Source organism: Oharaeibacter diazotrophicus (assembly GCF_004362745.1).
Lineage (GTDB): Bacteria > Pseudomonadota > Alphaproteobacteria > Rhizobiales > Pleomorphomonadaceae > Oharaeibacter > Oharaeibacter diazotrophicus.
Map to the genome: position 1 here is coordinate 1,700,425 of NZ_SNXY01000006.1, position 26,860 is coordinate 1,727,284.

Here is a 26,860-nt window from a genome sequence, read left to right on the forward strand (position 1 = left end):
CCGATGCCGTCACTCCGCGCCCTCGCCACCGCCGTCCTCGTCCTCGCCCTGTCGTCCGGCGGCGTCGCCGCCCGCGGCGAGCGTCCGGCCGTGCCGGCGCCGTCCGAGCCCGCGCCGGCGCCGAAGACCGGAGAGCCGGCGAGATCCGACGCCGCCTCCGGGGAAGCCGGCACCGCACCCGACAGCGACAAGTCGGCGGAGAAGACCTACGACCTCGCGATTCCCGCCGACTTCGCCGCCGCCATGCGCGACCTCGGCTACCGCGCCGATCTCGACCGCACCGACGGCGGCCGTCCCTCGATCCTGAGCCGGGTGGCGCGCACCGACTTCGACGTCACCTTCTTCGGCTGCGAGGACGACCGGCGCTGCACCCACGTGCTCGTCACCGCGACCTGGGACTACGGCGAGAGCGGCGACCCGCTCGCCGCCCTCAACGAGTGGAACGACACCAAGGTCTTCGGTCGCGCCTGGTACCACGAGGACACCGACGCCGTCGGCCTCGACGTCACCTGGACCCTCGCCGGCCGCATCGACCTCGCGACGCTCGACGACCAGCTGCGCTGGTGGAACGACGCCGTCGAGGAGTTCCGGACCTTCCTGAACGAGAACATCTACGAAAACGGCCCTCCGGAGACGCAGGATGCCTCTGCTCGAGATATCTAACCTCTCCGTCGACTTCAGGACGGCCGGCGGCCGCTTCCGCGCCGTCGACGGCATATCCCTGTCGGTCGACGCCGGCGAGATCGTCTCGGTGGTCGGCGAGTCCGGCTCGGGCAAGTCGGTGTCGATGCTGGCGCTGATGGGCCTGCTGCCCTGGACCGCCACCGTCACCGCCGACCGCCTCGCCTTCGACGGCAAGGACCTCCTGACGATGTCGGCGCGCCAGCGCCGGCGCATCGTCGGCAAGGACATGGCGATGATCTTCCAGGAACCGATGTCCTCGCTGAACCCGTGCTTCACCGTGGGTTGGCAGATCGAGGAGGTGCTGAAGGTGCACCTCGGCCTCGACCGCGCCGCCCGCCGGCGCCGGGCGATCGAGCTGCTCGACCTCGTCGGCATCCCCTCCCCGGCCGAGCGGGTCGACGTCTATCCGCACCAGATGTCCGGCGGCATGAACCAGCGCGTGATGATCGCGATGGCGCTCGCCTGCAATCCGAAGCTGCTGATCGCCGACGAGCCGACCACCGCCCTCGACGTCACCATCCAGGCCCAGATCCTCGACCTCCTGGTCCGCCTGCAGCGCGAGACCGGCATGGCGCTGGTGTTGATCACCCACGACATGGGCGTCGTCGCCGAGACCGCGCACCGCGTCCAGGTGCAGTATGCCGGCCAGAAGGTCGAGGAACAGGCTGTCGCCGGCCTGTTCGCCGACCCGCACCACCCCTACACCGCCGCCCTGCTCGCCGCCCTGCCCGAGCGCGCCACCGAGCGCCGGCTGCCGTCGATCCCCGGCGTGGTGCCCGGTCAGTTCGACCGGCCGGAGGGCTGCCTGTTCTCGCCGCGCTGCGGCTTCGCCACCGCCCGCTGCGTCGAGAAGGCGCCGCCGCGCCAGGGCGCCAAGGCCGGCATGGCGCTCTGCCACTACCCGCTCGCCCAGGGCCGCCCGGTCGGCCATCCCGGCCCGGCCCAGATCCTCGACCGCAGGCTCTCCGCATGACCGTCGCCGCGCTCTCCACCGCCCCCGTCCTCGCCGCCGAGGGACTCGCGCGGCACTACCGGCTGTCGCGCGGGCCCTTCGCCGAGGCCGCCACCGTACGCGCCCTCGCCGAGGCGAGCTTCACGCTCACCGCCGGCCGCACCCTCGCCGTGGTCGGCGAGAGCGGCTGCGGCAAGTCCACGCTCGCCCGCCTCGTCACCATGATCGAGCCGCCGACCGCCGGCCGTCTCGTCGTCGACGGCAAGGCGGTCGAGCCCGGCGCCCGCGTCGGCGCCGAGGTCCGCCGCGCCGTGCAGATCGTGTTCCAGGACCCCTACGGCTCGCTCAACCCGCGCCAGAAGATCGGCCACATCCTCGAGGAGCCGCTCGGGATCAACACCAAACTCGCCGCCGCCGAGCGCCGCGCCGCCGCCGAGGCGATGATGGCCCGCGTCGGGCTCCGGCCCGAGCACTACGACCGCTACCCGCACATGTTCTCCGGCGGCCAGCGCCAGCGCATCGCGATCGCCCGCGCGCTGATGCTGCGGCCGAAGATCCTCGTGCTCGACGAGCCGGTCTCGGCGCTCGACGTCTCGATCCAGGCGCAGGTGCTCAACCTCCTGATGGACCTGCAGCAGGAATTCGGGCTCGCCTATCTCTTCATCAGCCACGACCTCTCGGTGGTCCGCCACATCGCCGACGAGGTGATGGTGATGTACCTCGGCCGGGCGGTCGAGCACGGCAGCCGCGACGAGATCTTCGGCAACCCGCGCCACCCCTACACCCGCGCCCTGTTGTCGGCGACGCCGACCACCGATCCCGAGGCGCGGCGCGAGCGCATCCGGCTCACCGGGGAGCTGCCCTCGCCGCTCCGGCCGCCGTCCGGCTGCGCCTTCCACCCGCGCTGCCCCTACCGCTTCGAGCCCTGCGACCGCGACACCCCGGCGCTCGCCGCCTCCGGCGCCGACCACCCGGTCGCCTGCCACGCGGTGCACCAGGGCAAGATCTGAGCGCTTCGTCGTGCTGTTCCCGACCGTCGATCCCGTCGCCGTCGCGCGCGCCCTGATCGGGGCGCGCCTGACGATCGACGGCGTCGGCGGCGTCGTGGTGGAAACCGAGGCCTACGACCGGGACGACCCGGCCTCGCACTCCTTCGCGGGCCCGACCGACCGCAACCGTTCGATGTTCGGGCCGCCGTTCCACGCCTATGTCTACCGCTCCTACGGCATCCACTGGTGTCTCAACGTCGTCTGCGGCGCGCCCGGCCACGGCGCCGGGGTGCTGATCCGCGCCCTCGAGCCCACCGACGGTCTCGACCGCATGGCCGAACGGCGTGGCGTCGCCGAGCCGCGGCTACTCTGCTCCGGCCCCGGCCGGGTGGGTCAGGCGCTCGGCGTCACCCGCGCCCTCGACGGCCTGCCGGTCGACGCGCCGCCCTTCGCCCTCGAACCGCCGGAGTTGCCGTGTCCGGTGGTGACCGGACCGCGGATCGGCATCTCGCGCGGCGTCGACAAACCCTGGCGCTTCGGCCTCGCCGGTTCGCGCTTCGTCAGCCGCCCCTTCGCCGGCACCGCCCGGACGCGGGTTGGCGGAGCGCCGCGCGAGGGCTAGCCTGAAGCGGGCGATCAGGGAGGGACGACATGGCGACCAGCACGACCCGGCGGCACGTCCTCGCGCTCGCCGCGGCGATCCTCGCCACGACGACGATCGGAGGCGGGGCGATGGCAGCGGACGGCGGCGTACGCGGACCGAAGGACATCTTGATCCGCGAAGCGCAGCGCTGGGGCACCGTGCGCATCATCGTCATCCTGAGGATGGCCGAGGCCGACAAGACCGACGAGGCCAAGATCCGCAGCGCCCAGGACGCGGTGCTGATGCGCGCCTTCGGCCGCACCGACATGCCGGACCTGCGCCGCCACACCCTGATCCCGAGCTTCGCCCTCGACGCGAAGCCCGACGAGATCGAACGCCTGTTCGCCGACCCCGACGTCGCCATCGTCCAGGTCGACGGCATGGCCGCGCCGAACTGAAGGCCGGCCGAGCGGCGCCCGGTGCGTGTCGGGCGACAGCAAGGCCCGCCGGCGCGCGCTTCTCGCGCTCGGCACAGCCCTCCCTCCTCCAAACCGACTTGGTCCGCGTAGGCGGACCACCCACGAGAGTCTTCGCTCCACGTCCGCCGGCACATTTCATGGCCACGTCGTAGATGGTCCGCCTACGCGGACCAAGCCGGGTCCGGAGTGTGGTGGAGAACGCGCAGCCCCCTGGCGATGCCCGCAGTGCGACGCCGTTCCCCGCATGGCCGCACCCGGCCACTACCGCTCCCCCGTCAGCCCGCGGCCACGTGGGCGCGCCAGCCGCCGGTGGCAGTGATGTCGGTGGCGCCTTCCGCGCCCGCCGCCTCGCACAGGAAGCCTTGCACGGACGTGCCGTCGGCGAGGCGGACGACGCCGACGCCGAGCGGTGCGGGGATCGCCGCCACGAAGCGGCCGAAGCCGGCCGGCGGCAGCGCCCACACCTCGAGCGCGATGCGCCCGCCCGTGCCCGGCGCGACGCGGACGAGGCCCGGCCGGTGCGGCGGGCCGCCCGGCAGCGCGTAGAAGCGGTAGTCCGGCGCGGTCTCGCCGGCGCGCACGAACACCGCGCCGAGGCCGGTCAGTTGGCCGTTCAGCGCCATGCCGGAGAGATGGGCGCCGACCACCGCGATCGGGATGAGGCCGTCGGGCACGCCCGCCGCCGGCGGCGGTGCGTCCGGCAGCGTCAGGCCGGTCGCGCCGAGCGTCGGCCGCACCGCCGCGTGCAGCCGACGCCCCACCGCCGCGAGCAGCCCGTCGGCGCCGGCACGGCCGATCAGCGTCACGCCGCCGGGCCGGCCGTCGGAGCGGAAGCGGCCGGGCACGGCGAGGGCCGAGAGGTCCATCAGGTTGACGAAGTTGGTGTAGGTGCCGAGCCGGCTGTTGGCGGCGATCGGCTCGGCCGCGATCTCGTCGAGTGTCACCGGCGAGGGGTAGGTCGGCACCACCATCAGGTCGATGCCGGCGAGCACCGGGTCGAGCGCCCGCCGCGCCGCCGCGAGCCGGTAGAGACCGTCGAAGGCGTCGGCCGCCGAGCGCGACCGCGCGCCGCCGACGATCGCCCGCGTCACCGGGTGGACCTTGTCCTCGTTCGCCTCGAAGAAGCCGCGGATCGCCGCGTAGCGCTCGGCGACCCAGGCGCCCTCGTAGAGCAGGTCCGCCACCGCGTAGAACGGTTCGAGGTCGACCGGCACGAAAGTCGCGCCGAGGGCCGCGAGATCGGCGACGCTCTCGTCGAAGGCCGCGCGCGCGATGTCGTCGCCGAAGAAGCGTAGGCTTTCCGCGGTCGGCAGGCCGACGCGCAGCACCGGCGGATGGGCGACCGGCCCGCGCGGCACGTCCTTCGACCACGGATCGGCCGGGTCGTAGCCGGCCATCACCGTGAACACCGCGTGGGCGTCGTCGACGGTCGTCGCGAACACGGAGACGCAGTCGAGCGTGCGGCAGGCCGGCACCACGCCGCGGGTCGGCACCGCGCCGACGGTCGGCTTCAGGCCGACGACGTTGTTGAGCGCCGCCGGCACCCGGCCGGAGCCCGCCGTGTCGGTGCCGAGCGCGAACGACACGAGGCCGCGCGCCACCGCCACCGCCGAGCCCGACGACGAGCCGCCCGGCACCAGCGCCGGGTCGCAGGCGTTGACCGGCACCGGATAGGGCGTTCGCACGCCGACGAGGCCGGTGGCGAACTGGTCGAGGTTGGTCTTGCCGATCACGATCGCGCCGGCTGCCTTCAGCCGCGCCACGGCGGTGGCGTCGGCGGCGGGCACGTAGGCGTATTCGGCGCAGGCCGCCGTGGTCGGCAGACCGGCGACGTCGATGTTGTCCTTGACCGCGAAGGGCACGCCGTAGAGCGGGCGCGCCGGGTCGAAGGCTCCGAGCGCCTCGGCGGCGGTCACCGCCTCGGCCTCCGGCGTCAGCGCGGTGAAGATGCCGGGGTCGGCCGCCGCCGCGATGCGGGCGTAGACCTCCCGCACCACGTCGGCGGGCGCGAGCCCGCCGGCGTAGGCGGCGCGGAGCCGGACGAGGTCGAGGGCGAGATCGGTCATGGGCGGATCGGAAGCTCCGGGAAAACGGGCGCCGACGGCATCGGCCGGCGGAGAACGGGGTGTCAGGGCGACGGCTCGGGGCCGCCGAGGGCGTATTCGTCGAAGGCCTGTTCGACGGTGCCGATGTGCTCGCGCATCGCCGCCTCGGCGGCGGCGCGGTCGCCGCGGTCGATGGCGCGCACGATGCGCTCGTGCTCCTCGTAAGAGCGGGCGAGGCGACCGAGGGTGCGGAACTGGGCGCGGCGGAACGGCTGCAGCCGCATCCGCGCCGACAGCGTCACCTCGGCGAGATAGCCGTTGTGGGCGCCGAGGTAGATCGCGGTGTGGAAGCTCTCGTTGATCTCGTGGTAGCGCTGCGGATCGCCGGCGTGGACGAGGTCGCGCAGCAACTCGTGGATCTCGGTGAGGTTGCGCCGTTCGGACGCCGTCATCGACTGCGCCGCGAGGCCGGCGCAGACCGCTTCGAGCTCGCCCATCGCCTCGAACAACTCGTGCAGCCGCTCGGTCGACAGCCGCGCCACCACCGCACCCCGGTGCGGGCGGATCTCGACCAGCCCGCTCGCCGCCAGCTGGCGCAGCGCCTCGCGCACCGGCGTGCGCGACACCCCGAAGCGCGTCGCGATCCGCGTCTCGTCCAGCGCGGTGCCCGGTGCGAGTTGGCCGCTGACGATCTCGTCGGCGAGCGTCAGGCGCAGGTCGTCGGTCAGCGTGCGCCCGCGCCGCTCGCCGAGGTCGCCGGTCGCGCTCACCGTGCCGCCTCGGGATCGTCGACGACGCTGACGTGGGCGGCGACCACGCGCCACCCCTCGGGCGTGCGCACCCAGGTCTGCATCTGCCGCCCCACCTTGCCGGGGGCACCGTCGCGGCGGAACAGGGTCGCGGCCACCGCGAAGTCGTGGCCGTAGGTGGTGATCACGGTGCGCTCCAGCCGGCGGGCCAGCCCCGCCGGCGAACGGGCGGCGCGGAAGGCCATGATCTCCGCGTAACCGTAGAGGTTCTCGCCGCCGCCGTAGCGGATCGTCGTCGGCGCGTCGAGGAACAGCCGATCGAGCACGGCGACGTCGTTGCCGACCAGCGCCGTCTCGTACTCGGCGAACACGGCCTCGACCTCGGCCTTCACGTGGGGAATGTCGATCTCCATCGCCTCACGTCCGGCTCTCGATGCGGGCGCGCAGGGCCCGCAGGAAGGGAATGTCGCGGTACTGGTCGTCCTCTACCACGTCCCAGGCGACGCCGGCGGGCTGAGGATGACGGGTGCCCGTGACGATCAGTTCGCGCTCGGTCGCGACATAGTGGAGCGCGGAATCGTGGCCGAGCATGGGCACGCGTTCGTCCGCGACCACCTGGACCGAGTGCACCGAGGTCGCGATCGGCGTCGCGGCGGTGACGATGCCGATCTCGCGGAAGATGCCGAGTTCGAGGTCGGCGAAGCCGCCGCCCTTGCCCGTGCGCCCACCGGCGCGCGTCGCCGCCACCGACCCCACCACCACGAAGTCGAGCGGCTCCATCTCGTCGAACTCGACCGGCGTGCCGTGCTCGAGGAAGCCCTGGCTGGTGGCGGCGAGCTCGAACTGCACGCCCCTCGCCTCGAGGTCGGCCGGGTCGAGCCGGACGAAGGGGAAGCCCTTCGTCAGCTCCGGCACCGGGGCGTAGACGATCTTGCCGTCGTAGAGCGCACGCAGGCGCACCGGGATCTGCGGCGGATCCGGGTTGCACTTGACGATCCGCGCCGCCTTCCATTCCGGCGCCCGGGACAGGTGCAGCGCTGCGAGGTCCGCCCCGGCGAAGTTCGGGATCCGGCTCGCCGCCGGCCCGACCGCCACGCCCGTCTCGACCAGCCGCGTCCACACCTCGTGCCGCAGCGCGTCCTTGGTCCCGTTGCGCCCCGCCCAGCGGGCCTCCTCGCTCATGTCCCTACGTTCCTCGTCCACGCGCCCGTTCCCCCGTTCTCCCCCGGGACCGGCCGTCCGCCGATCCCGGGGGAGAAGGGTCTCATTCCTCGACCATCGCGATCGGGGCCTTCGCCACCCCGGCCGCCTCCAGCGCGGCGGCGACGCGCAGCGCCACGTCCTCGCGCCAGGGTGCGGCGATCACCTGCACGCCGATCGGCATCCGCTCGCCCGCGAGCCAGATCGGCACCGAGGCCACCGGCAGGCCGGCGAAGGAGATCGGCTGGGTGAAGATGCCGATGTTCTGGCGCGCGAGCACCGGCTTGCCGTTCACCGTCATCGTGGTCTCGTCGAGGCCGAGCGCCGGGAACGGCGTCGCCGGGGCGAGCACCACGTCGACTTCCTCGAACAGCCGGTTCACCGCCGCCCGGTACCACGAGCGGAAGCGCTGCGCCGCCACGTACCAGCCGGCCGGCACCATGGTGCCGGCGATGAAGCGGTCGCGGGTCTCCGGGTCGAAGTCGCCGGGACGGCTGCGGATCCGCGACAGGTGCAGCGTCGCCGATTCGACGTTGGTGATCAGGAAGGCCGCCGCGCGCGCCCGCGCCGCCTCCGGGATCTCGACGATCCGGTCGGTGCCGAGCGCCGCCGCCACCGCGTCGACCGCCCGGTCGGCGGTGTCGAAGCCCTGGCCGCGGAAATAGCCGCCGGCGATCGCGATCCGGAGCCCTGCCGTGCCCGCGCCGACGAGCCCGGCGGTCGCCAGCACGGGCCGGTCGGCCTGGTGCGGGTCGAGCGGGTCCGGCCCCTGCAGCGCGTCGAAGGCGAGCGCGAGGTCGGCCGCCGAACGGGCGAACGGCCCGAGGTGGTCGAGGCTGGCGGTGAACGGGAACGAGCGTGCCCTGGAGATCCGCCCGAAGGTCGGCTTCAGGCCGAAGGTGCCGCAGAAGGACGACGGCACCCGGATCGAGCCGTTGGTGTCCGAGCCGATCGCCAGCGCCACCATGCCCGCCGCCACCGCCGCGCCCGAGCCCGACGACGAGCCGCCGGTCATGCGGCCGAGGTCGTGCGGGTTGCGGCAGTCGCCGTCGTGGGCGTTGCGGCCGGTGAAGTCGTAGGCGTATTCGCCCATGTTGAGGGCGCCGAGGCAGACCGCGCCGGCGGCCTTCAGCTTCGCCACCACGGTGGCGTCGTGGCCGGCGACGGAATTGTCGCGGTTGATCTTCGAGCCGGCGCGGGTCGTCACGCCCTCGAGGTCGCAGAGGTTCTTGACCGCGTAGGGCACGCCGGCGAGCGGCAGCACCTCGCCGGCGGCGACGCGGGCGTCGACCGCGTCGGCCTCGGCGAGCGCGCGCACGGCGGTGACGTCGGTGAAGGCGTTGACCCGTTCGTCGAGTTGCGAGATGCGGTCGAGCGCCCGGCGGGTGACGTCGCGCGCGGTGATCGTGCCGCGCGAGACCAGCGCCGCGATCTCCGCAGCGGTGCCGTCGAGGGGATCCATGGTCATCGGCCGGCCTCGAAGTTGCCCGCGGGCTCGACGTCGTCGGCGAGCGGGAAGTCGAGCACCAGGGCAGCCATGCGCTGCGCGGTCGCGACGTTGGCGATCACGCCGTCGCGCCACTCCGGGGCGATCTCGAGGCCGACGACGGCCTCCATGTGCGCCACGTGCGCGGCGGCGTCGAATTCCGGTGTCCTCATCATGCCTCCTTGGAGACCGCGTCGGCGAGCGCGGCGAACGGCGTCGACCAGCCGACGATGGCGCCCTGCGCCCGGATCATGGCGAGGGTGGCCTCCTTGAAGGCAGCAAAATAGCTCTCGGTCGCGTCTTCAATCAGAAGGTTGACGTATCCACGGTCGTTGGCCTCGCGCATCGTGGTCTGGACGCAGACCTCGGTGGTGACGCCGGCGAAGACGAGGTGGGTCACGCCGAGTTCCTTCAGGAGGTCGCCGAGCGGCGTGGCGTAGAACGCGCCCTTGCCGGGCTTGTCGATCACGTGCTCGCCCGGCAGCGGCGCCAGTTCCGGCACGATCTCCGCCCCGGGCTCGCCGCGGATCAGCACCCGGCCCATCGGCCCGGGATCGCCGATCCGTAGCGACGGCTCGCCGCGGTCGCGCTTGGCGGGCGGACAGTCCGAGAGGTCCGCCGCGTGGTTCTCGCGGGTGTGCACGATCGGCCAGCCCTTGGCCCGGAAGAGGCCGAGGAGGTCCGCGACCGTCGGCACGATCGCCTGCAGGCGCGTGACGTCGTTGCCGAGCGATTCGCCGAAGCCGCCGGGCTCGACGAAGTCGCGCTGCATGTCGATCACCACCAGCGCGGTGCGGGCGGGATCGAGCTCGTAGGCGAACGGGGCGGCGGGCACGGTGATCACGTCGGCTGTCTCCCTGCGTCGGCGGTGCTACGGACGGCGCGGCTCCGGGAAGCGTCGGCGCCACCACCCCTCTCCCAGTCCCTCTCCCACAAGGGGAGAGGGGACGATGTGGACATCATTGCATCGGACCGTCGACCACGCGCCGTGTTCGGCACGCCATCGTGGCCGAGGCGCGCGGTCCGAACCGCGTCCCCTCTCCCCCTGTGGGAGAGGGACAGGGAGAGGGGTAGCCCCACGCGCGACCAATCCCCCGCCGAACCCCGCGACCCGTCACCCGGGCACGACCTCCCCACCGCGTCCCCTCTCCCCTTGTGGGAGAGGGACAGGGAGAGGGGGAACCCCACGCGAGTCGCCGTCCACGCCGCCCGCACCCCCGCCCCGCCCATCAATGGTGCCCCGCCATGTGGATGCCGATGGTGTTGCGGTCGGTCTCGGCGGTCGGTGCGATGTAGCCGATCTTGCCCTCGCTCATCACCGCGACGCGGTCGGCGAGTTCGAGGATCTCGTCGAGATCCTCCGACACCAGCAGCACCGCCGCCCCGCGGTTGCGCTGGTCCATGATCTGGCCGCGGATCTCGGCGATTGAGGCGAAGTCGAGCCCGAAGCAGGGGTTGGCCACCACCAGCACCTCGACCTCGCCCGACAGCTCGCGGGCGAGGATGGCGCGCTGGACGTTGCCGCCGGAGAGGTTCTGGATCGGCTCGTCCGGCCCGGGCGTCTTGACCCGGTAGGCCGCGATCAGTTCCTTGGCCTTCGCCCGCATCGGCCCCGGCGACAGCCACGGCTTGCGCTTGGAGATCGGCGGGCGGTCGAACGAGCGGAAGGCGAGGTTCTCGGCGACGCTCATCCGCGGCACCGCGGCGTTCTTCAGCGGCTCCTCGGGCAGGCCGTAGACCTTGAACGCGGCCATCTTCTCGCGTTCCGGCTCGTAGGGCTGGCCCTTGACGAACAGCCGGCCGTCGGCGAGCGGGCGCTGGCCCGACAGGCACTCGATCAACTCGGACTGGCCGTTGCCCGAGACGCCGGCGATGCCGACGATCTCGCCGGCGTGGACCTTCAGGCTAACCGCCTCGATCGCCGGCAGGCCCTCGTCGTCCTCGGCGAACAGGCCGGCGAGTTCCAGCACCACCGGGCTCTCGCCGCTGTCGCGCCGGGCGGCGCGCTCGCGCAGCTTCATGTCGCCGATCATCATCCGGCTCATCTCGGCCACCGTCAGGCTCTTGGCCGGCGCCGAGCCGACGTAGGCACCCTTGCGCAGCACCGTGACGTCGTCCGCGAACTGGGTGACTTCGCGGAACTTGTGGCTGATCATCAGCACGGTGAGGTCGCCGCGCTCGGTCATGCCGCGCACGAGGCCGAGGATCTCGTCGGCCTCCTGCGGGGTCAGCACCGAGGTCGGCTCGTCGAGGATCAGGAAGCGCTGGTCGAGGTAGAGCTGCTTCAGGATCTCGAGCTTCTGCTTCTCGCCCGCCGCCAGCGACGACACCGGCACGTCGAGCGGCACCTTGAACGGCATGGTGTCGAACAGCTGCTCGAGCCGGCGCCGCTCGGCCTTCCAGTCGATCACCGCCGGCACGTCGGCGCGGGCGATGACGAGGTTCTCGGTCGCGGTCAGCGAGGGCACCAGCGTGAAGTGCTGGTAGACCATGCCGATGCCGAGGTCGCGCGCCGCCTTCGGGTTGGGGATCTCCACCTTGGCGCCGTTCACCAGCACCTCGCCGCGGGTCGGCTGGTAGAAGCCCATGATGCACTTCACCAGCGTCGACTTGCCGGCGCCGTTCTCGCCGAGGAGGGCGTGGAACGAGCCCGGCTTGACGTCGATCGACACCGTGTCGAGCGCGGTCAGCGCGCCGAAGATCTTGGTCATCCCCCGGGTCTCGAGACCGATCGCGCGCGGGGCCGGCTTTTCGAGGGCGCTCATCCCATCACTCCTTCACGGTCGACGATCACGGCGACGGGTCCGCCGCCGTCCGGTCCCTGGTGTTCGGCTCCGCCCGAGACGAAGATCTCGGCGTGTCCGACGAGCCCGGCGAGCGCCCCGGCCACGAAGGCGCGGGCGTGGCGGGTCGACGAGATGTCGCTGTCGTCGAGCATGGTGTGGCGCAGGCCGCGCAGCCGGCCGGTCGAGCCGGCCTCGGCCTTGGCGAGCAGCGCGACGAGGCGGCCGCGCTCGGCCGCGGCCAGCTGGCCGTCGGCGGCAAGGCCGAGCCGGCGCAGCGCTGCGCGCACCGGTTCGACGTCGATGCCGTCGGCCATCACCGCGTGGTCGACCGAAAGCGGTCCGACCCAGCCGCGGCCCGTGCCGAGCACCACGATCTCGTGGCCGAGGAGTTCGACCCCGCCCGACGTGCTCGCCCGCCCGGACCACAGCGAAAAGTCGCGCCCGATCGCCACGTCGTCGACCGCGTCGCGGTCGATCTCGCCGAGCGCCACCGCGACGCCGAGCGCCGAGGCCCCGCGCGACAGGCCCATGGACTTCAGCGTGTCGCGCGTCGCCGTCGTCGCCCCGCGCGCCTCGGCGGCGCGGACCCGGTCGGCGGTGAGCAGCGGGCACTTGATCTGGACGAAGTGGACGTCGGCGGGATCGTCGAGGCCGGCGTCGGCCATGGCGGCGCGCACGCCCGCCGCGACCATCTCGACCTGACCGCGTCGGCCGAGATCCTCGGCGGGAAGGTCGCCCGTGTGCGCCGCGCCGATCGCCAGCGCCGGCCCGGGCGCGTCGCCCGTCTCTTCGGCGGACCGGCGCTCCAGCACCAGGAGATGCGGCGACAGCCCGCCCTCGGTGCCGCCGGACATCACCAGCGACACAGCCGCCGCGGCCGGGCGGCCGACGTGGCCGGCGAGGGCGTCGGAAAGGGCGCGCACCGCGAAGGCGCGGGTGAAGTCGTTGACGCAGCCGTTGCCCTCGGTCTTGCCGAGGATGGCGACGACGCCGGCCGGATCGATCCGCCCGTCCGCGATCGCCGCCTCCAGCGCCGAGACGTCGTCCGGCGCGGCGGCCGGCAAGCGGTGGACGAAGGCCCGGCGCAACACCATCACAGCACCTCGATCAGCGCCGCGCTGGTGGTGACGGCGCCGAACACCCCGCCCTGCATCTTCACCATGTCGAGGGCGGCGAGGTGGTTGTCGTGCTTGGTGGCGCCGCAGCAGTCGGCGACGATCACGCACTCGAAGCCGCGGTCGTTGGCCTCGCGCATGGTGGTGTGGACGCAGACGTCGGTGGTGATGCCGGTCAGCACCACGTTGCGGATGCCCTTCAGGCGCAGGATCAGCTCGAGGTCGGTGGCGCAGAACGAGCCCTTGCCGGGCTTGTCGATGATCACCTCGCCGGGCAACGGCGCCAGTTCCGGGATGATCTCCCAGCCCGGCTCGCCGCGCACCAGGATCCGGCCCGCCGGCCCCTGGTCGCCGATGCCGGCGCCGATCCGCTGCGAGCGCCAACGCTTGTTGGCGGGCAGGTCGGAGAGGTCCGGCCGATGGCCCTCGCGGGTGTGGACGATGGTGTAGCCCTTGGCCCGCATCGCCGCCATCAGCGCGCCGATCGGCTCGATCGGCGCGCGCGTCAGCGACAGGTCGTAGCCCATGCAGTCGACGTAACCGCCCTTGCCGCAGAAGTCGGTCTGCATGTCGATCACGATCAGCGCGGTGTTCTCCGGCCGGAGATCACCGTCGAACGGCCACGCGTAGGGCTCCGCGGCCGCGGTCCGCCCGCCCGGCACCTGGGCCGCGTCGACCCGTTCGTCGAGGGTGGTCATGACCGCACTCCGCAGGTGAAGTTGTGGGGGAAGCCGGACGCGTCCCGCTCGCAGGGACGACGTGGGGACACGGCCGCGCGCCCGGAACCCGATACCGCGTCGGCAGCGCAGGCGAGCGGCCCCCCAATCGTCCCCTCCCCCTCGGAGGGGGAGGGGCAGGGAGAGGGGGCACCGCCGCCGGACGCCCGCGCACCGTCGCCGGCCACTCGCGCACCGCCCCCGTCGCGCCCGTCCGGCCACCACCTGAGCACAAGATCGATCCCGTGCATCGCGCTACTCCGCCGCTTCCGCCGTCGCCGCGCTCTCGCCGTAGGCCCGCTCCGGCGCCGGGAAGCCGCAGGAGGTGCCGTCGACCACCTTGACCGCGTCCTCCCACGGCAGCCGATAGGTGCCGGCCACCATGTCCTTCATGAAGCTGTAGGGGCAGTCCATCGCCCCGCCCTTCACCGCCACGTAGCCGCGGTGCCAGAGCTGGTAGATGTTGTTCTCGACGCCCCAGCCGGTGCGCGCCTCGCGCACGAGGTCCGGCCGAACCTCGGCGGTGACGATCTCGTCGGCCCGGCCGGTAGTGCCGTGGGCGAGCACCGTGCCGTCGAAGTTCACGATCATGCCCTCGCCCATCGAATCGAAGGTGCCGTCCGAGCCGCACATACAGACGTTGGCGGTCACCATCAGGTTCTGGAAGGCGTTGGCCTGGTTGGTGAAGCGCCAGCTGTCGCGGATCGGCGCGGTGTAGCCGGCCGTGCGCAGCATGATCTCGGCGCCCTTGTAGGCGCACTCGCGCGCCATCTCCGGGAACATGCCGTCGTGGCAGATGATCAGCGCCAGCTTGGCGCCCTTCGGCCCGTCGATCACGGGAATGCCGAGGTCGCCCGGCTCCCACGGCTCGACCGGCACCCAGGGATGGAGCTTGCGGTAGTAGAGCTTCACCGCACCCTGGTCGTCGATCACGATCCCGACGTTGTAGGGATTGCCGTTCGGGTTGTACTCCATGATGGAGAAGCAGCCCCAGATCCGGTGCTCGGCGCAGGCCGCCCGGAAGGCCGCGACCTCCGGCCCGTCCATCCGGCACATGATCGCCGGGTTGGTGTCCATCGAGAGGCCGTGCAGGGCGTATTCGGGGAAGACCACGAGGTCCATGGTCGCCATGTTGCGCCGGGCCTTGCCGACCATGGCGACGATCTTCGCCGTCTGCGCCGCGAGATCCGCCGGCGTCGCGACGACCGGCAGCTGCAATTGCACCAGCCCGATCACCACGCCGTTCTCGGACTTGTTGAGACCACCGAGCCCGTTCATCGTTCCCGCCTCGCTTGGTGCCAAGGTCACTTGGTGATGGAGAGTTCGCCCGGCGCGCCCTTCAGGCTGCGCTTCGGCGAGATGGACAGGATCATGATGACCAGCGTCATCGCGTAGGGCGCGGCGTTGAAGAAGTGGTAGCCGCGGGTGATGCCGATCGACTGCAGCGCCGGCCCGAGCGCGCCGGCCGCGCCGAACAGCAGCGCCGCGCCGAAGCAGGCGAGCGGGTTCCAGCGCGCGAAGATCACGAGCGCCACCGCCATCAGGCCCTGGCCCGACGACAGGCCCTCGGTCCAGGAGCCCGGGTAGAACAGCGACAGGAAGGCGCCGCCGACGCCGGCGAGGAAGCCGCCGGCCGCGGTCGCGAGCAGGCGGACCAGCTTGACGTCGATGCCGAGCGCCAGCGCCGCCGGGGCGCTGTCGCCGGTGGTGCGCACGATCAGCCCGACCCGGGTCGAGCGGAACGCCCACCACATCGCGATCGCGAGCGCGATGCCGATCAGGAACAGCGGGTTGATCTCGAGCGCCTTGGCGAGGTTGGGGTCGGAGGCCCACCAGCCGAACTCGATCGCCGGCAGCCGCGGCGCGACCGGCTGGATGTAGTCCTTGCCGAAGAAGAAGGCGAGGCCGCGCCCGAACAGCATCAGCGCGATGCCGATGGCGATGTCGTTGACGAGGCGCAGGCCGCAGATCACCCCGTGCAGCGCCCCGAACAGGGTGCCGGAGAAGCCGGCGACCAGCACGCCGAGCCAGGGGTTGCCGGTCTCGTAGGAGATGGCGTAGCCGGCCATGGCGCCGAACACCATGGTGCCCTCGAGGCCGAGGTTGATGCGGCCCGACTTCTCGGTCAGGCACTCGCCGAGCGAGACGAACAGGAAGGGTGTGGAGACCCGGATCGCGCCCGCCAGCATGGCGAGCAGCACGGTGGAGAGGCCGACGTCGTCCATGGATCAGGTCCCCCGCGCCTTGAAGATCGAGAAGCGGCCGTAGAGCGTCTCGGAGACGAGCAGCACCACGAACATCAGGCCCTGCAGCACCAGCACGGTGGCGTCGGGCAGGCCCATGCGGCGCTGGACGAGGCCGCCGGCGGCGGCGAGGCCGCCGAGGAAGATCGCCACCGGCACGATGGCGAGCGGATTGTGGCGGGCGAGGAACGACACCAGGATGCCGGTGAAGCCGTAGCCGGCGATCAGCGAGGCGTTGGCCTTGCCGTGGATCGCGCCGACCTCGAAGAAGCCGGCGAGGCCGGCGAAGGCGCCGGCCAGCGCCGTCGAGATCACGATCAGCCGCCCCACCGGCAGGCCCTGCGCCATCGCGGCGCGGACGTTGCCGCCGGTGATGCGGGCGGCGAAGCCGAAGGTGGTGCGGTTCATCAGGACCCAGGTCGCGGCGGCGCAGACGAGGCCGGCGACGAGGCCCCAGTGCACGCTCGTGCCGGGGATCGACCCGATCATGTAGTCGGGCCCGATCGGCATGGTCGAGGGCTTGTTGGGGTCGGAGGGGTCGCGCAGCGCGCCCTCGACGAAGAAGTTCAGGATCGAATAGGCGATGTAGGTCAGGAGCAGCGACGAGATCGTCTCGTTGATGCCGCGGTAGTGCCGGAGGAAGCCGACGAAGCCGATCCAGAGCCCACCGGCGATCACCGCCGACACCGCCATCACCGGGATCACCACCACCGGCGGTAGCACGCCCACCAGCGGGATCGCCGACACCGCCGCCGCGAAGCCGCCGAGCACCAGGGCGCCCTCGCCGCCGATCACGGTCATGCCGAGCCGGGCCGGGATCGCCACGCAGAGCGCGGTCAGGATCAGCGGGGAGGCGCGCACCAGCGTGTTCTGCCAGGAGAAGGCGGTGCCGAAGCCGCCGGTCCAGACCAGCGAATAGAAGGTCAGCGGGTTCTTGCCGACGGCGAGCAGGAACAGCCCGAACAGGATCGCCGAGGCGACCAGCGCCAGGAGCGGGATCACGACGAACTCGGACGAGCGGCGCAGGCGGTCGAGGCTCTCGGCGAGGCCCGCCGAAGGCGGCGCGGATGCGGTCGTGTCGGCCATGGGGACTCCGGGTTGGACGGTCGGAGATCGTTGCGGTCGAACGGGGAGCCCTCGGCTCCCCCCTCTCCCCCCGACCCTCCCCCTCCAGGGGGGAGGGAGCGCCAGCGTCGGCGGTGTGCGGACCGGGTGATCGTCGGCCGTGCGATCCCAATCGCGTCCCCTCCCCCCTGGAGGGGGAGGGACAGGGAGAGGGGGCCCGCGCGCGAGCCGTCGACGGTCGACCCGCAGCCCGGCTCAGGTGATCGAGCCGACCACGCCCTCGATCAGGTAGTCCGTCGCGTTCAGCTCCGGCGCGTAGTTGTCGAGCGAGGCGCCCTCGGCGACCAGCACCGAGCCGTCCTGCTTCTTGATCGGGCCGACGAAGATCGGCTTGCCGGCCTTGACGTCCGCCCGCGCGGCGTCGGCGGCGGCGATCGCCTCCGGGGTGGCGCCGGCGCCGTAGGGGGTCGACTGCACGAAGTCGAGGTCGAAGCCGCCGCCGATGAAGTTCGGCAGCGCCTCGCCCTTGGCGAGCTTGGCGGCGTAGTCCTTGTAGATCGTCTCCCACTTGTACTCGGCGCCGGTGATGAAGCCCTTGGGCGCGAGCGGGGCCTGGGAGGCGTTGTGGCCGCAGGTCTTGGCGCCGCGGCTCTCGGCGGTCTCGATCACCACCTTCGGGCCGTCGACGTGGCAGGTGATGACGTCGCAGCCGGCGTCGACCAGGGCGTTGGTGGCCTCGGCCTCGCGCACCGGCATCGACCAGTCGCCGGTGAAGATCACCTGCACGGTCGCGTTCGGGTTCACCTTCTTGGCGCCGAGGGCGAAGGAGTTGATGTTGCGCAGCACGGTGCCGATCGGCTTGGCGGCGACGAAGCCGAGCTTGTTCGACTTGGTCGAGAGGCCGGCGGCGACGCCGTCGATGTAGTGCGCCTGATCGAGCTGACCGAAGTAGGAGCCCGCGTTCGTCGGGTCCTTGTCGGTCCACAGCGGGGCGGCGTGGCGGAACTGCACGTCCGGATACTTCTTCGCCATGTCGAGCATGAACGGGTTGTAGTAGCCGAACGAGGTCGCGAAGATCAGCTTGGCGCCGTCGAGCGAGATCATCGACTCCATCGACTGGGCGACGGCGACGGTCTCGGGAACGTTCTCCTCCTCCACGACGGTCACGTCCGGCACCTGCTTCAGCGCCGCCGCGGCGACGGCGTGGGCCTGGTTCCAGCCGAAGTCGTCCTTGGCCCCGACGTAGAGGATGCCGATGGTCAGCGCCTCGGCGCGGGCCGGCAGCGTGGTGATCAGGCCGGTGGAGAGGCCGGCGAGGCCGAGACCGGTGCCCTTCAGGAACGTGCGGCGATCGAACGGACGAGAGATCATGACTCCGGAATTCCCCCTTGTGTCGGGCGTCGGTGGCGACCTCACGGGCCGCTGCGCCTGACGACATGGAGAGCAACCGCCGTGCCAGTCCGGCCCACGGGACGGCCCCGCCGGGATTCACCTTTCATTTACGCGCACTTGCCGCGGCACGTCCGGCGCTGCCGCGAACCGGCGCCGCCGTGGCCACGGCGCCGCCGAGGACGATTGCATACAATCACCCCGCCGACGCCTTCGATTTGTGCAATTCGCACCTCGACCCTGCCCGCTCCGCGGGCAGCCGCTCAATAGATCGACCGACCGCCGATCGTCAGCAGGCTGCGCATGTCGTCGTCGTCGTCGATCCAGCGCCGCAGCGCCCCGACGGTGACCATCCGATCGCCCTCGCCGGCCCCGGCGAAGTGCTCGTAGGGCTCGAACGGGTCGCCGAGGTGGGAGATCAGGGCGAAGGCGCCGGTGAAGTCGGCGCCCTGCGTATAGGTCGAAGGCGTCACCACCGTGCGCAGCCCGGCGGCGTTGGCCGCCTTCAGGCCGTTGAGGCTGTCCTCGAAGGCGACGCAGGCGCGCGCCGGCAGGCCGAGCCGCTCCAGCGCCATCCGGTAGATGTCCGGCGCCGGCTTCTTGTTCGCCACCGTCTCGCCGCCGACGATGGCGTCGAACAGGTCGAGCCCGGCCGGCTCCAGGTTGGCGATGATCACCGCCTCGGCGTTGGCGATCGACGACGTCGTCACCAGCACCAGCTTCAGCCCGCGCGAGTTGGCCTCGTCGATCAGCCGCTCGACGCCCGGCCGGAGTCGGGCCGCGCGCTGGTCGATCATGCGGGCGTAGAGCGCGCTCTTGCGGACGTGGATCTCGTTGATCGCGGCGAGGCCCTCGGCCGCCATCTCCGGCACGTAGGTGTCGACGAAGTGGCGGATCCGCTCGCGCCCGCCCGACACCAGCAGCAGTTGGCGATAGAAGCCCTGGTCCCACGACCACGGCAGGCCGAACGCCCTGAACGCGGCGTTGAAGGCCTGACGGTGCACTTCCTCGGTGTCGGCCAGCGTGCCGTCGACGTCGAAGATCAGCGCCTTGAGCCCGGACATCGCCCCGTCACCCCAGAAGGTCACGCACCGCGTCGGCGAGGTCGGCGAAGTCGCCGATCACCCGGTCGGCGCCGAGTTCCGCCGGCGGCACCGCCGTGTAGCCGTAGTCGACGACCACGACGGGCATCCCCGCCGCGCGCGCGGCCGCGACGTCCGCGCCGCTGTCGCCGACCATCAGGCAATGATGCGCGGTCGCGCCGAGAAGTTCCACCGCCTTCTGCAGCAGATCCGGCGCCGGCTTGCGCGGCGGCCCGAAGTCGCCGCCGACGACCACGCGCAGAACGTCGTCGAGACCGAAATGGGCGACGATTTCCCGCGACACCGCGGTCGGTTTGTTGGTGCACACCGCCATCGGCACCCCGGCCGCGGCGAAGGCGCGCACCGCCGCCTCGACGCCCGGGAACAGCCGGGTGTCGCGCGTCGCGCGCGGCTCGTAGAGGCCGAGATACTCCTCGACCGCCGCGCCGTGGGCGGCGGCGTCGAGGCGGACGTCGTGGGCGAGGAAGGCCCGCTCGACGAGGTTGCCGACGCCGTGGCCGATCATCCGCACCACCGCCGCGCGCGGATGCGGCGCGAGGCCGTGGCGCTCCATCAACTCGGCGAGGGCGCCGGCGATGTCCGGCACGCTGTCGACCAGCGTGCCGTCGAGGTCGAACACGAGCGCGGGAGCGGGGGTGGCGGGCGCGCTCATCGGGCGGCCGCCGTCTTCAGCGCCGCGACGTTGGCGGCATAGGCCGCCGCGCCGCCGCGGAACACGCTGGTGCCGGCCACCAGCACGTCGGCCCCGGCCGCCGCCAGCACGCCGGCGTTCTCGACCGAGACGCCGCCGTCGATCTCGATCCGGATCGGCCGGTCGCCGATCAGCGCGCGTACCCGCCGCACCTTCTCGACCACCGCCGGGATGAAGGCCTGCCCGCCGAAGCCCGGGTTCACGGTCATCAGGAGCACGAGGTCGGTCTCGTCGAGGAGATACTCGATCGCCTCGGCCGGCGTGCCCGGGTTCAGCACCACGCCGGCCTCGAGACCGAGCCCGCGGATCGCCTGCAGCGAGCGGTGGACGTGCCGTCCGGCCTCGACGTGGACCGAGATCACGTCGGCGCCGGCGTCGGCGAAGGCGGCGAGAAAGGGATCGGCCGGCTCGATCATCAGGTGCACGTCGAAGGGCAGCGCCGTGTGCGGGCGCATCGCCTTGATGACCGGCGGACCGAAGGTGATGTTCGGCACGAAGTGGCCGTCCATGACGTCGAGGTGGATCCAGTCCGCCCCGGCCGCCTCGATCGCCCTCAACTCCTCCGCCAGCCGCGCGAAGTCGGACGACAGCATCGACGGTGCGATCAGCACGGACATGGAACGACGGCTCCCCAGGGTCTGCTCGGACGGCTCGGTTCGGACGGCCGGTCCATACACCAGCCCGTCCGGCGGCGGAACCCGTGGATTCGGCGGAACGATCCGATCCCGCTGCAAGATCTCGTCACCATCCTGTTAACGCTCCCCGACGAAGCGTTTTGACAAGAACGAGAGAACTATAGTTCAAATCAATCAGGATCTTTCAATTGTAACTAAGCGTATCAGGAACGTATCCAAATGTTTCTGACTCAGAATAAACCGTCCTTCACGATCGTCGTCACGAACTACAACTATGTCGAATTCGTCGCTTCGGCCATCAAATCCGCCCTGAACCAGACATGGCCGGCGGTGGAGATCGTCGTGGTCGACGACGGCTCGACCGACGGGTCCCTGACGGTGGCGCGCGGCTTCGCCGCCGCGAACTACCGTGTCGTCGCCAAGGAGAACGGCGGCCAGAACTCGGCGATCGCCGCCGTGCTGCCGTCGATCGCCACCGACTACGTGATCGCGCTCGACGCCGACGACCGGCTGGCGCCGGGCGCCTGTGCGGCGATCGCGACGGCGATCGGCGCGGACAGGCCGAACGCCGTGATGTACCGCCTGGAGTGCCGCGACCGCGCCGAGCGACCGATCGGCCTCTTGCCGGAGGAACCGTTCCGGCGCACCGGCGCCGCCGGACACATCGCCGCCCACGGCGGCATCCCGGCGCCGCCGACCTCGGGCAACGCCTACCGCACCGACTTCCTGCGCGAGCTGTTCGCCTTCCTCGACGACGGCTCCTTCAGCTTCGACGGCTACGCCTCCTGGGCCGCCGCCTGGACCGGCGACGTCGTCTGCCTGGACGCCGTGCTCGGCGTCTACCGCGTCCACGGCGCCAACGTCTCGGCGCTCGGGGCGCGGGTCGACCGGGTCCGCCGGGCCCGTGTCGTCGGCTTCGCCCTCGCCCACTACCGCCATCTGCACGCCTGGCTCGCCACCCGGGGCGAGGCGCCGGCGCGCTGGCAGGACCTCGTCGACGCCTACACCTGGCGCGACCTGATCGCCTGCAAGGGCGGCGCGGTGTTCAGCGAATTCGCCTGGACCGAGCTCTTCGTCGCCGCGGTCCGCAAGTTCGGCCGCGCCGGCCACCTCGGCCGCTGGCGCCGGACGAAGAACATCCTCGCCGTGGCGCTCGCCTGCGCCGTCCTGCCGCTCCGCGATCTCGCCTGGAGGCCGTGATGCTCCGCTCCTTCCTGATCTACCTGCCGTCGGTCGCGCTGGCGCGCGGCGGCGCCTTCCTGGTCACCTTCGCCGCCACCCACGCGCTGGCGCCGGCGGCCTTCGGCTATTTCGCGCTGGTGATGCTGATCGGCGAGTTCGCCGACCAGTCCGCCGCCAACTGGATCCGCGTCGCCCTCGCCCGCTTCGGCGCCGGCGAGGCCGGCGTGTCGCGCGGCTTCGCCCTCGCGATGGCGCGCGTGCTCGCCGCCTGCGCCGTCGTGGCGGTCGCGGGCACCGCGGCGATCGCCGGCTGGCTCGCCCCCGAGCGGGCCGGCACGGTCGCCCTCGCCGCCGGCGCCTACGTCGGCGCCACCACGCTCACCCGCTTCGGCCTGACGCTGGTCCAGACTACCGGTGCCGCCGGCCGGGCGTCGCTGCTCGAGACGCTGCGCGCCCTCGCCGTGCTGGTCGGTTCGCTCGCCGGCTTCCGGCTCTCCGGCGAGTTCCTGCTGCCCTCGCTGCTCGCCAGCCTCGGCACCGCCGTCGTCGGCCTCGCCGCGCTCGCCGTCGGCCTCGCCGCCACCGACCCGCGGCTGCCGCGGAAGGTGCCGCTGCGCCGGGTCGCCGCCTACGCGGCCCCGCTGGTCGCCCTCACGGTCCTTTCTCAGGTGATCGCCGGCCTCGACAAGGCGATGCTGAAGTCGCTCGGCGACGCCGCGAGCCTCGGCGTCTACGTCGCCGCCTTCACGGTCGGCCGCGCCGGCTTCGACATCCTCGGCACCGCCTTCAACCAGGGCGCCTTCGTCCGCCTCGCCGCGCTCTGGAACGCCGGCCGCCACCGCGAGGCCGAGGGCGAATTGCGCCGGCAGGTCGCGCTGCTCGCGGCGGTGTTCCTGCCGGCCGTCGGCACGCTGCTGTCGGCGCGCGACGCCGTCGCCCTCGCCCTGTTCCCGGACGCCTACCGCGACGCCTTCCACGACGTGATCCCCTGGGTCGCCCTCGGCGCCGTCGCGCTCAACCTCAAGTATTTCGCCTTCGACGCCGTCTTCCACATGCACGAGCGCAACCTGCGCCAGCTGCCGGCCCTCGTCGCGGGTGCCGCCACGTCGGCGGCGATCGGCTGGGCCTTCGCCGGCGCCGATCCGGCCTGGACCGCCGCGCGGATGTTCGCCGGCGGCGCGCTCGCCGCGCTGGCGGTCACCGTGCTGCTGTCGCGCCGGCTGGCGCCGGTGGCCCTGCCGGGCCGCGCCATCGTCGTCGCCGCCGTGCTCGGCCTCGCCGTCGAGGCCGTCGGCATGGTGCTGCGCAACCACCTGTTCGACGACCTGCCCGCGCTCGCCGTCGTCGCGCTGATCGGCGCGGTCGGCGTCCTCGCCTGCGCCGCCTCGCTCGCCGTCGCCCTGCTCCTGGAAGCGCCCGACCGCCGCGGCGTCGCGCTCGCGCTCGTATCCACCGACCCCGACCGCATCACCGGCATCACCAGCTACGCCGCCGGTCTGTTCCCGGCGATCGCCGCCGCGGCGGGCCGGCCGGTCACGGTCTACACCAACGTCGACCCGGCGCTGCTGCCGGGGCTCGACGCCGCGCGCATCGTCCGCCTGCCCGGCAAGCCGCGCGGCCTGCCGTTCAAGCTCTACGAGCCGCTCGTCCACCAGGGCGCCGTGATCGCCGCCCGGCTCGCCGGCGCCCGCACCTATCTCTCCGCTACCCCCGTCGGCGCGCCGCTGCCGGTGATCGACCAGATCGTCACCATCCACGACTTCTACGACTTCGACCGCAGCCAGCGTCCGCTGCGCAGCGTGGTCTACGCGCTCCTGGCGTGGCGCTGGTCGGCGCTGGTCTCGCGCGCCGTCGTCTGCGTCTCCGACGCCACCCGCGAGGAGGCGCGCGCCCTGATGCCGGCCTTCGCCGGCCGCTGCACCGTGGTCAAGGAGGCCTCGAAGTTCCGCGACGACGACCGCGACCCGCCCGCCGGTCCGCCGGCCGACTTCCTGATGGTCGCCAACATCCAGCCGAACAAGAACGCCGAGGGCCTGCTCGACGCCCTCGCCCGCGCCGAGCGCCGGGGCGAACGTCCGGTGGTGCGCTGGATCGGCAGCGACCGCGGCGGCGCGATCGCCCGCTGGGCGGCCGCCAACCCGATGCCGGCCGGCTTCGTGGCCCTCGGCGCGCTCCCCGACGCCGAACTCCGGTCGGCGATCCGGGCCGCGGTGGCGCTGGTGGTGCCCTCGCGCAAGGAGGGCTTCTGCCTGCCGGTGCTGGAGGCGCAGGCCCTCGGCACGCCGGTGATCGCCGCCGACATCCCGATCCTGCGCGAGGTCGCCGGCGCCGGCGCGCTGTTCGTGCCGCTGGACGATCCCGACGCGCTCACCGCCGCCATGGCGCACCTCGCCGGCGATCCGGCGCTGCGCGACCGGCTGGCCCGGGCCGGCCGCGCCAACGCGCGCGGCTATTCCTGGTCGCGCGCCGCCGCCGAGACGCTCGCCCTCGTCGACGGTCTCGACCACGGCCGGCGCCACGGCCTCGTCGTCGCCGGCCGGGCCTGAACCGGCGCGGGCACTGGCATCAAACGTCGCAGCGACCGAAGACGGCCTTTACGAACCCGGGCCCGTCGTCCTTCAAGTGGGGTCGGCGGTCCGTCGCGGGGGCGGCGCGCCATGCCTTCGGGAGGACGGGAGTTGATCGACGATCCGCGCGCGTTTCTGAGGAGCCTCTACGACGCCGCCGTCGCGGCCGCCGATCCGGCCCGCGTGATCGGCGCCCACCTGCCCCCCGTCGTCGCCGGCCGCACCGTGGTGGTCGGTGCCGGCAAGGCCTCGGCCGCGATGGCCGCGGCCTTCGAGGCGGCCTGGACCGCGGCCGGCCGCGGTCCGCTCGAGGGCCTCGTCGTCACCCGCTACGGCCACGCCCACCCCTGCGCGCACGTCGAGATCGTCGAGGCCGCCCATCCGGTGCCCGACGAGAAGGGCGCCGCCGCCGCCGGCCGCATCTTCGACCTCGTGAAGGACCTCGGGCCCGACGACCAGGTCGTGGCGCTGATCTCGGGCGGCGGGTCCTCGCTGTTGTCGCTGCCGCCGGACGCGGTCGGCCGCGAGGCCAAGCGCGCGGTCAACCGGGTGCTGCTCGCCTCCGGCGCCTCGATCCACGAGATGAACTGCGTGCGCAAGCACCTGTCGCTGATCAAGGGCGGCCGGCTCGCCCGCGCCGCCCATCCGGCGCGCGTCCACTCGCTGGTGCTGTCGGACATCCCCGGCGACGACCCCGCGCTGGTCGCCTCCGGCCCAACCATTCCCGACGGCACCACCCGCGCCGACGCCCTCGCCATCGTCGAGCGCTACCGCATGGATCTGCAGGCCGAGGCGCTCGCCTTCTTGAACTCGGAGGCCGCCGACGCCCCGAAGCCCGACGATCCCGACTTTGCCGGCGACACCCACGTGGTGATCGCGGCCGCGCAGATGTCGCTCGACGCCGCCGCCGCGGCGGTGCGCGCCGCGGGCCTGCCCGCCCACGTGCTCTCCGATTCGATCGAGGGCGAATCGCGCGACGTCGGCGCGGTCCACGCCGCGCTCGTCCGCCAGATCGTCGCCCGCGGCCAGCCGTTCCAGCGCCCCTGCGTGGTGCTGTCGGGCGGCGAGACCACGGTGACGGTGCGCTCCAAGGGCGGCCACGGCGGCCGAAACGTCGAGTTCCTGCTGTCCTTCGCGATCGGAATCGCCGGCCTCTCCGGCGTCCACGGTCTCGCCGCCGACACCGACGGCATCGACGGAACGGAAGACAACGCCGGCGCCTTCTGCGATGGTACGACCGCGGACCGGCTCTTCGCCGGCGGCACCAACCCGAAGTCCTGGCTCGCCGCCAACGACGCCTACACGGCGTTCGCTTCGATCGGCGACCTGTTGGTGACGGGGCCGACCCGCACCAACGTCAACGACTTCAGGGCCGTCCTGATTGAGTGATACCGCCTCCCTCGTCGCCCGCCTGCCGCCTCCGGACCGCATCGCGCTCTTCCTCGACGTCGACGGCACGCTGATCGGCCCGACCGCGGCCGACCGTGCCCGCGGCATCCCGCGCCCGCGCCTCGACCTGCTCGCCCGCGTCCAGAAGGCGACCGCGGGCGCGACGGTGATCCTGACCGGCCGCTCGGTCGACGCGGTCGACGCCATGTTCGCGCCGCTGCACCTGCCTGTCGCCGGCCTGCAGGGCGCCGACCGCCGCTATCCCGGCGGCAAGCGGGTGATGCCGGTGCTGACGGCCGAGGAGCGCCGCATCTACGAGAAGATCGCCGAGGACGTCGCGCTCTACTTCCCGCACATCGAGATCGAGTGGAAGCCCGGCGGCATGGCGCTGGTGTTCGACCCGCGCGACCCCGCCGTCGGCCAGCTGATCGCCCTCGCCGAGGACCGCGCCGACGGCGCCTTCAAGGTGATGCCGGGCCGCGTCGCCGTCGACATCGTCCCGCGCGACACCGACAAGGGCCGCGCACTGTCGCTTTTCATGGTCGACGGCGCCTGTGCCGGCCGCGTGCCCGTCCACATCGGCGACGACGTGCCCGACGAACCCGCCTTCGTCGCCGCCCGCAACCACGGCGGCTTCGGCGTCAGCGTCGGCCGCCCCGCCCCTTGCGTCGACGCCCGCCTGCCCGACCACGAGGCCGTCTGGGCCGTCCTCTCCGCCTGGATCGCCGCCTACTGACGACAACCGCGCACGCCGACGGCCTGCCGCTCCGGGACGCGCCGACGGATCGGCCGATGGTATGGCGGCGCACCGT

26 protein-coding genes are annotated in these 26,860 nt (G+C 72.6%); 9 read left to right on the forward strand and 17 right to left on the reverse strand.

What is annotated here, in order from left to right:
• Positions 1 to 3: 3 nt before the first annotated feature.
• Genes EDD54_RS07970 through EDD54_RS07990 form a run of 5 tightly spaced genes read left to right on the forward strand, consistent with a single transcriptional unit; the run spans position 4 to position 3,666 of the window.
• Positions 4 to 663 carry a YbjN domain-containing protein gene (locus EDD54_RS07970; protein ID WP_126541576.1) on the forward strand — a complete coding sequence of 220 codons (660 nt, stop codon included), beginning with the start codon at positions 4 to 6 and terminating at the stop codon, positions 661 to 663.
• Positions 641 to 1,657: an ABC transporter ATP-binding protein gene (locus EDD54_RS07975; RefSeq protein ID WP_126541575.1), complete on the forward strand. Its 1,017-nt coding sequence runs from the start codon at positions 641 to 643 to the stop codon at positions 1,655 to 1,657. Before EDD54_RS07970 ends, EDD54_RS07975 begins: the two co-directional genes overlap by 23 nt.
• Positions 1,654 to 2,646, forward strand: a complete 993-nt coding sequence (locus tag EDD54_RS07980; RefSeq protein ID WP_126541574.1) for a dipeptide ABC transporter ATP-binding protein — start codon at positions 1,654 to 1,656, stop codon at positions 2,644 to 2,646. The genes EDD54_RS07975 and EDD54_RS07980 overlap by 4 nt, the downstream gene beginning before the upstream one ends.
• 10 nt (positions 2,647 to 2,656) lie before the next feature.
• Positions 2,657 to 3,247, forward strand: a complete 591-nt coding sequence (locus EDD54_RS07985; protein WP_126541573.1) for a DNA-3-methyladenine glycosylase — start codon at positions 2,657 to 2,659, stop codon at positions 3,245 to 3,247.
• A 29-nt stretch (positions 3,248 to 3,276) separates the two neighbouring features.
• Positions 3,277 to 3,666 (forward strand): hypothetical protein, encoded by a 390-nt coding sequence (locus EDD54_RS07990; RefSeq protein ID WP_126541572.1) that lies wholly within the window; start codon positions 3,277 to 3,279, stop codon positions 3,664 to 3,666.
• Positions 3,667 to 3,962: 296 nt separating this feature from the next.
• Here the strand turns inward: EDD54_RS07990 and atzF are convergent, their stop codons facing one another.
• From atzF to rpe, 17 genes are all read right to left on the reverse strand, one after another.
• On the reverse strand, positions 3,963 to 5,753 hold the full coding sequence (atzF, locus tag EDD54_RS07995; protein WP_126541571.1) for an allophanate hydrolase: 1,791 nt from the start codon (positions 5,751 to 5,753) through the stop codon (positions 3,963 to 3,965).
• A 62-nt stretch (positions 5,754 to 5,815) separates the two neighbouring features.
• Positions 5,816 to 6,502, reverse strand: coding sequence for a GntR family transcriptional regulator (locus EDD54_RS08000; RefSeq protein ID WP_126541570.1), 687 nt, complete (start codon positions 6,500 to 6,502; stop codon positions 5,816 to 5,818).
• A complete protein-coding gene (gene hpxZ, locus EDD54_RS08005) occupies positions 6,499 to 6,894 on the reverse strand; it encodes an oxalurate catabolism protein HpxZ (RefSeq protein WP_126541569.1) in 396 nt (131 codons plus the stop codon). The genes EDD54_RS08000 and hpxZ overlap by 4 nt, the downstream gene beginning before the upstream one ends.
• Positions 6,895 to 6,898: 4 nt before the next feature.
• Complete coding sequence (locus EDD54_RS08010; RefSeq protein ID WP_126541568.1) at positions 6,899 to 7,663, reverse strand: 5-formyltetrahydrofolate cyclo-ligase; 765 nt, start codon at positions 7,661 to 7,663, stop codon at positions 6,899 to 6,901.
• Between the two features lie 82 nt (positions 7,664 to 7,745).
• Complete coding sequence (locus EDD54_RS08015) at positions 7,746 to 9,149, reverse strand: AtzE family amidohydrolase (RefSeq protein WP_126541567.1); 1,404 nt, start codon at positions 9,147 to 9,149, stop codon at positions 7,746 to 7,748.
• Positions 9,146 to 9,340: a DUF4089 domain-containing protein gene (locus tag EDD54_RS08020; RefSeq protein WP_165644660.1), complete on the reverse strand. Its 195-nt coding sequence runs from the start codon at positions 9,338 to 9,340 to the stop codon at positions 9,146 to 9,148. The genes EDD54_RS08015 and EDD54_RS08020 overlap by 4 nt, the downstream gene beginning before the upstream one ends.
• Positions 9,340 to 10,011 (reverse strand): cysteine hydrolase family protein, encoded by a 672-nt coding sequence (locus EDD54_RS08025; protein WP_126541565.1) that lies wholly within the window; start codon positions 10,009 to 10,011, stop codon positions 9,340 to 9,342. Before EDD54_RS08025 ends, EDD54_RS08020 begins: the two co-directional genes overlap by 1 nt.
• Before the next feature lie 385 nt (positions 10,012 to 10,396).
• Complete coding sequence (locus EDD54_RS08030) at positions 10,397 to 11,932, reverse strand: ABC transporter ATP-binding protein (protein WP_207620472.1); 1,536 nt, start codon at positions 11,930 to 11,932, stop codon at positions 10,397 to 10,399.
• Positions 11,929 to 13,047: a cyanuric acid amidohydrolase gene (gene atzD, locus EDD54_RS08035; RefSeq protein WP_126541564.1), complete on the reverse strand. Its 1,119-nt coding sequence runs from the start codon at positions 13,045 to 13,047 to the stop codon at positions 11,929 to 11,931. The genes EDD54_RS08030 and atzD overlap by 4 nt, the downstream gene beginning before the upstream one ends.
• Positions 13,047 to 13,766 (reverse strand): biuret amidohydrolase, encoded by a 720-nt coding sequence (gene biuH / locus EDD54_RS08040; RefSeq protein WP_126541563.1) that lies wholly within the window; start codon positions 13,764 to 13,766, stop codon positions 13,047 to 13,049. The genes atzD and biuH overlap by 1 nt, the downstream gene beginning before the upstream one ends.
• A gap of 273 nt (positions 13,767 to 14,039) precedes the next feature.
• On the reverse strand, positions 14,040 to 15,062 hold the full coding sequence (locus tag EDD54_RS08045; RefSeq protein WP_126541562.1) for a formamidase: 1,023 nt from the start codon (positions 15,060 to 15,062) through the stop codon (positions 14,040 to 14,042).
• Between the two features lie 26 nt (positions 15,063 to 15,088).
• On the reverse strand, positions 15,089 to 16,009 hold the full coding sequence (locus EDD54_RS08050; RefSeq protein ID WP_126541561.1) for an ABC transporter permease: 921 nt from the start codon (positions 16,007 to 16,009) through the stop codon (positions 15,089 to 15,091).
• Between the two features lie 3 nt (positions 16,010 to 16,012).
• Positions 16,013 to 17,113 (reverse strand): ABC transporter permease, encoded by a 1,101-nt coding sequence (locus EDD54_RS08055; protein WP_126541560.1) that lies wholly within the window; start codon positions 17,111 to 17,113, stop codon positions 16,013 to 16,015.
• Positions 17,114 to 17,347: 234 nt separating this feature from the next.
• A complete protein-coding gene (locus tag EDD54_RS08060) occupies positions 17,348 to 18,463 on the reverse strand; it encodes a BMP family ABC transporter substrate-binding protein (RefSeq protein ID WP_126541559.1) in 1,116 nt (371 codons plus the stop codon).
• A 281-nt stretch (positions 18,464 to 18,744) separates the two neighbouring features.
• Positions 18,745 to 19,545, reverse strand: a complete 801-nt coding sequence (locus EDD54_RS08065; RefSeq protein WP_126541558.1) for an HAD-IA family hydrolase — start codon at positions 19,543 to 19,545, stop codon at positions 18,745 to 18,747.
• 7 nt (positions 19,546 to 19,552) lie between these two features.
• Entirely contained in the window at positions 19,553 to 20,236 is a 684-nt protein-coding gene (gene gph, locus EDD54_RS08070) for a phosphoglycolate phosphatase (protein ID WP_126541557.1), read from the reverse strand.
• Positions 20,233 to 20,892, reverse strand: a complete 660-nt coding sequence (gene rpe, locus EDD54_RS08075) for a ribulose-phosphate 3-epimerase (protein WP_126541556.1) — start codon at positions 20,890 to 20,892, stop codon at positions 20,233 to 20,235. The genes gph and rpe overlap by 4 nt, the downstream gene beginning before the upstream one ends.
• 237 nt (positions 20,893 to 21,129) lie before the next feature.
• Between rpe and EDD54_RS08080 the strand changes: the two genes are divergently transcribed.
• The 4 genes from EDD54_RS08080 (at position 21,130) to EDD54_RS08095 (ending at position 26,784) form a co-directional block, all read left to right on the forward strand.
• Positions 21,130 to 22,110, forward strand: a complete 981-nt coding sequence (locus EDD54_RS08080; protein WP_126541555.1) for a glycosyltransferase family 2 protein — start codon at positions 21,130 to 21,132, stop codon at positions 22,108 to 22,110.
• Positions 22,110 to 24,638: a glycosyltransferase gene (locus tag EDD54_RS08085; protein WP_126541554.1), complete on the forward strand. Its 2,529-nt coding sequence runs from the start codon at positions 22,110 to 22,112 to the stop codon at positions 24,636 to 24,638. Before EDD54_RS08080 ends, EDD54_RS08085 begins: the two co-directional genes overlap by 1 nt.
• A 111-nt stretch (positions 24,639 to 24,749) precedes the next feature.
• Entirely contained in the window at positions 24,750 to 26,048 is a 1,299-nt protein-coding gene (locus EDD54_RS08090) for a glycerate kinase type-2 family protein (protein WP_126541553.1), read from the forward strand.
• A complete protein-coding gene (locus EDD54_RS08095) occupies positions 26,041 to 26,784 on the forward strand; it encodes a trehalose-phosphatase (RefSeq protein ID WP_126541552.1) in 744 nt (247 codons plus the stop codon). Before EDD54_RS08090 ends, EDD54_RS08095 begins: the two co-directional genes overlap by 8 nt.
• The last annotated feature ends 76 nt before the right edge of the window (positions 26,785 to 26,860 follow it).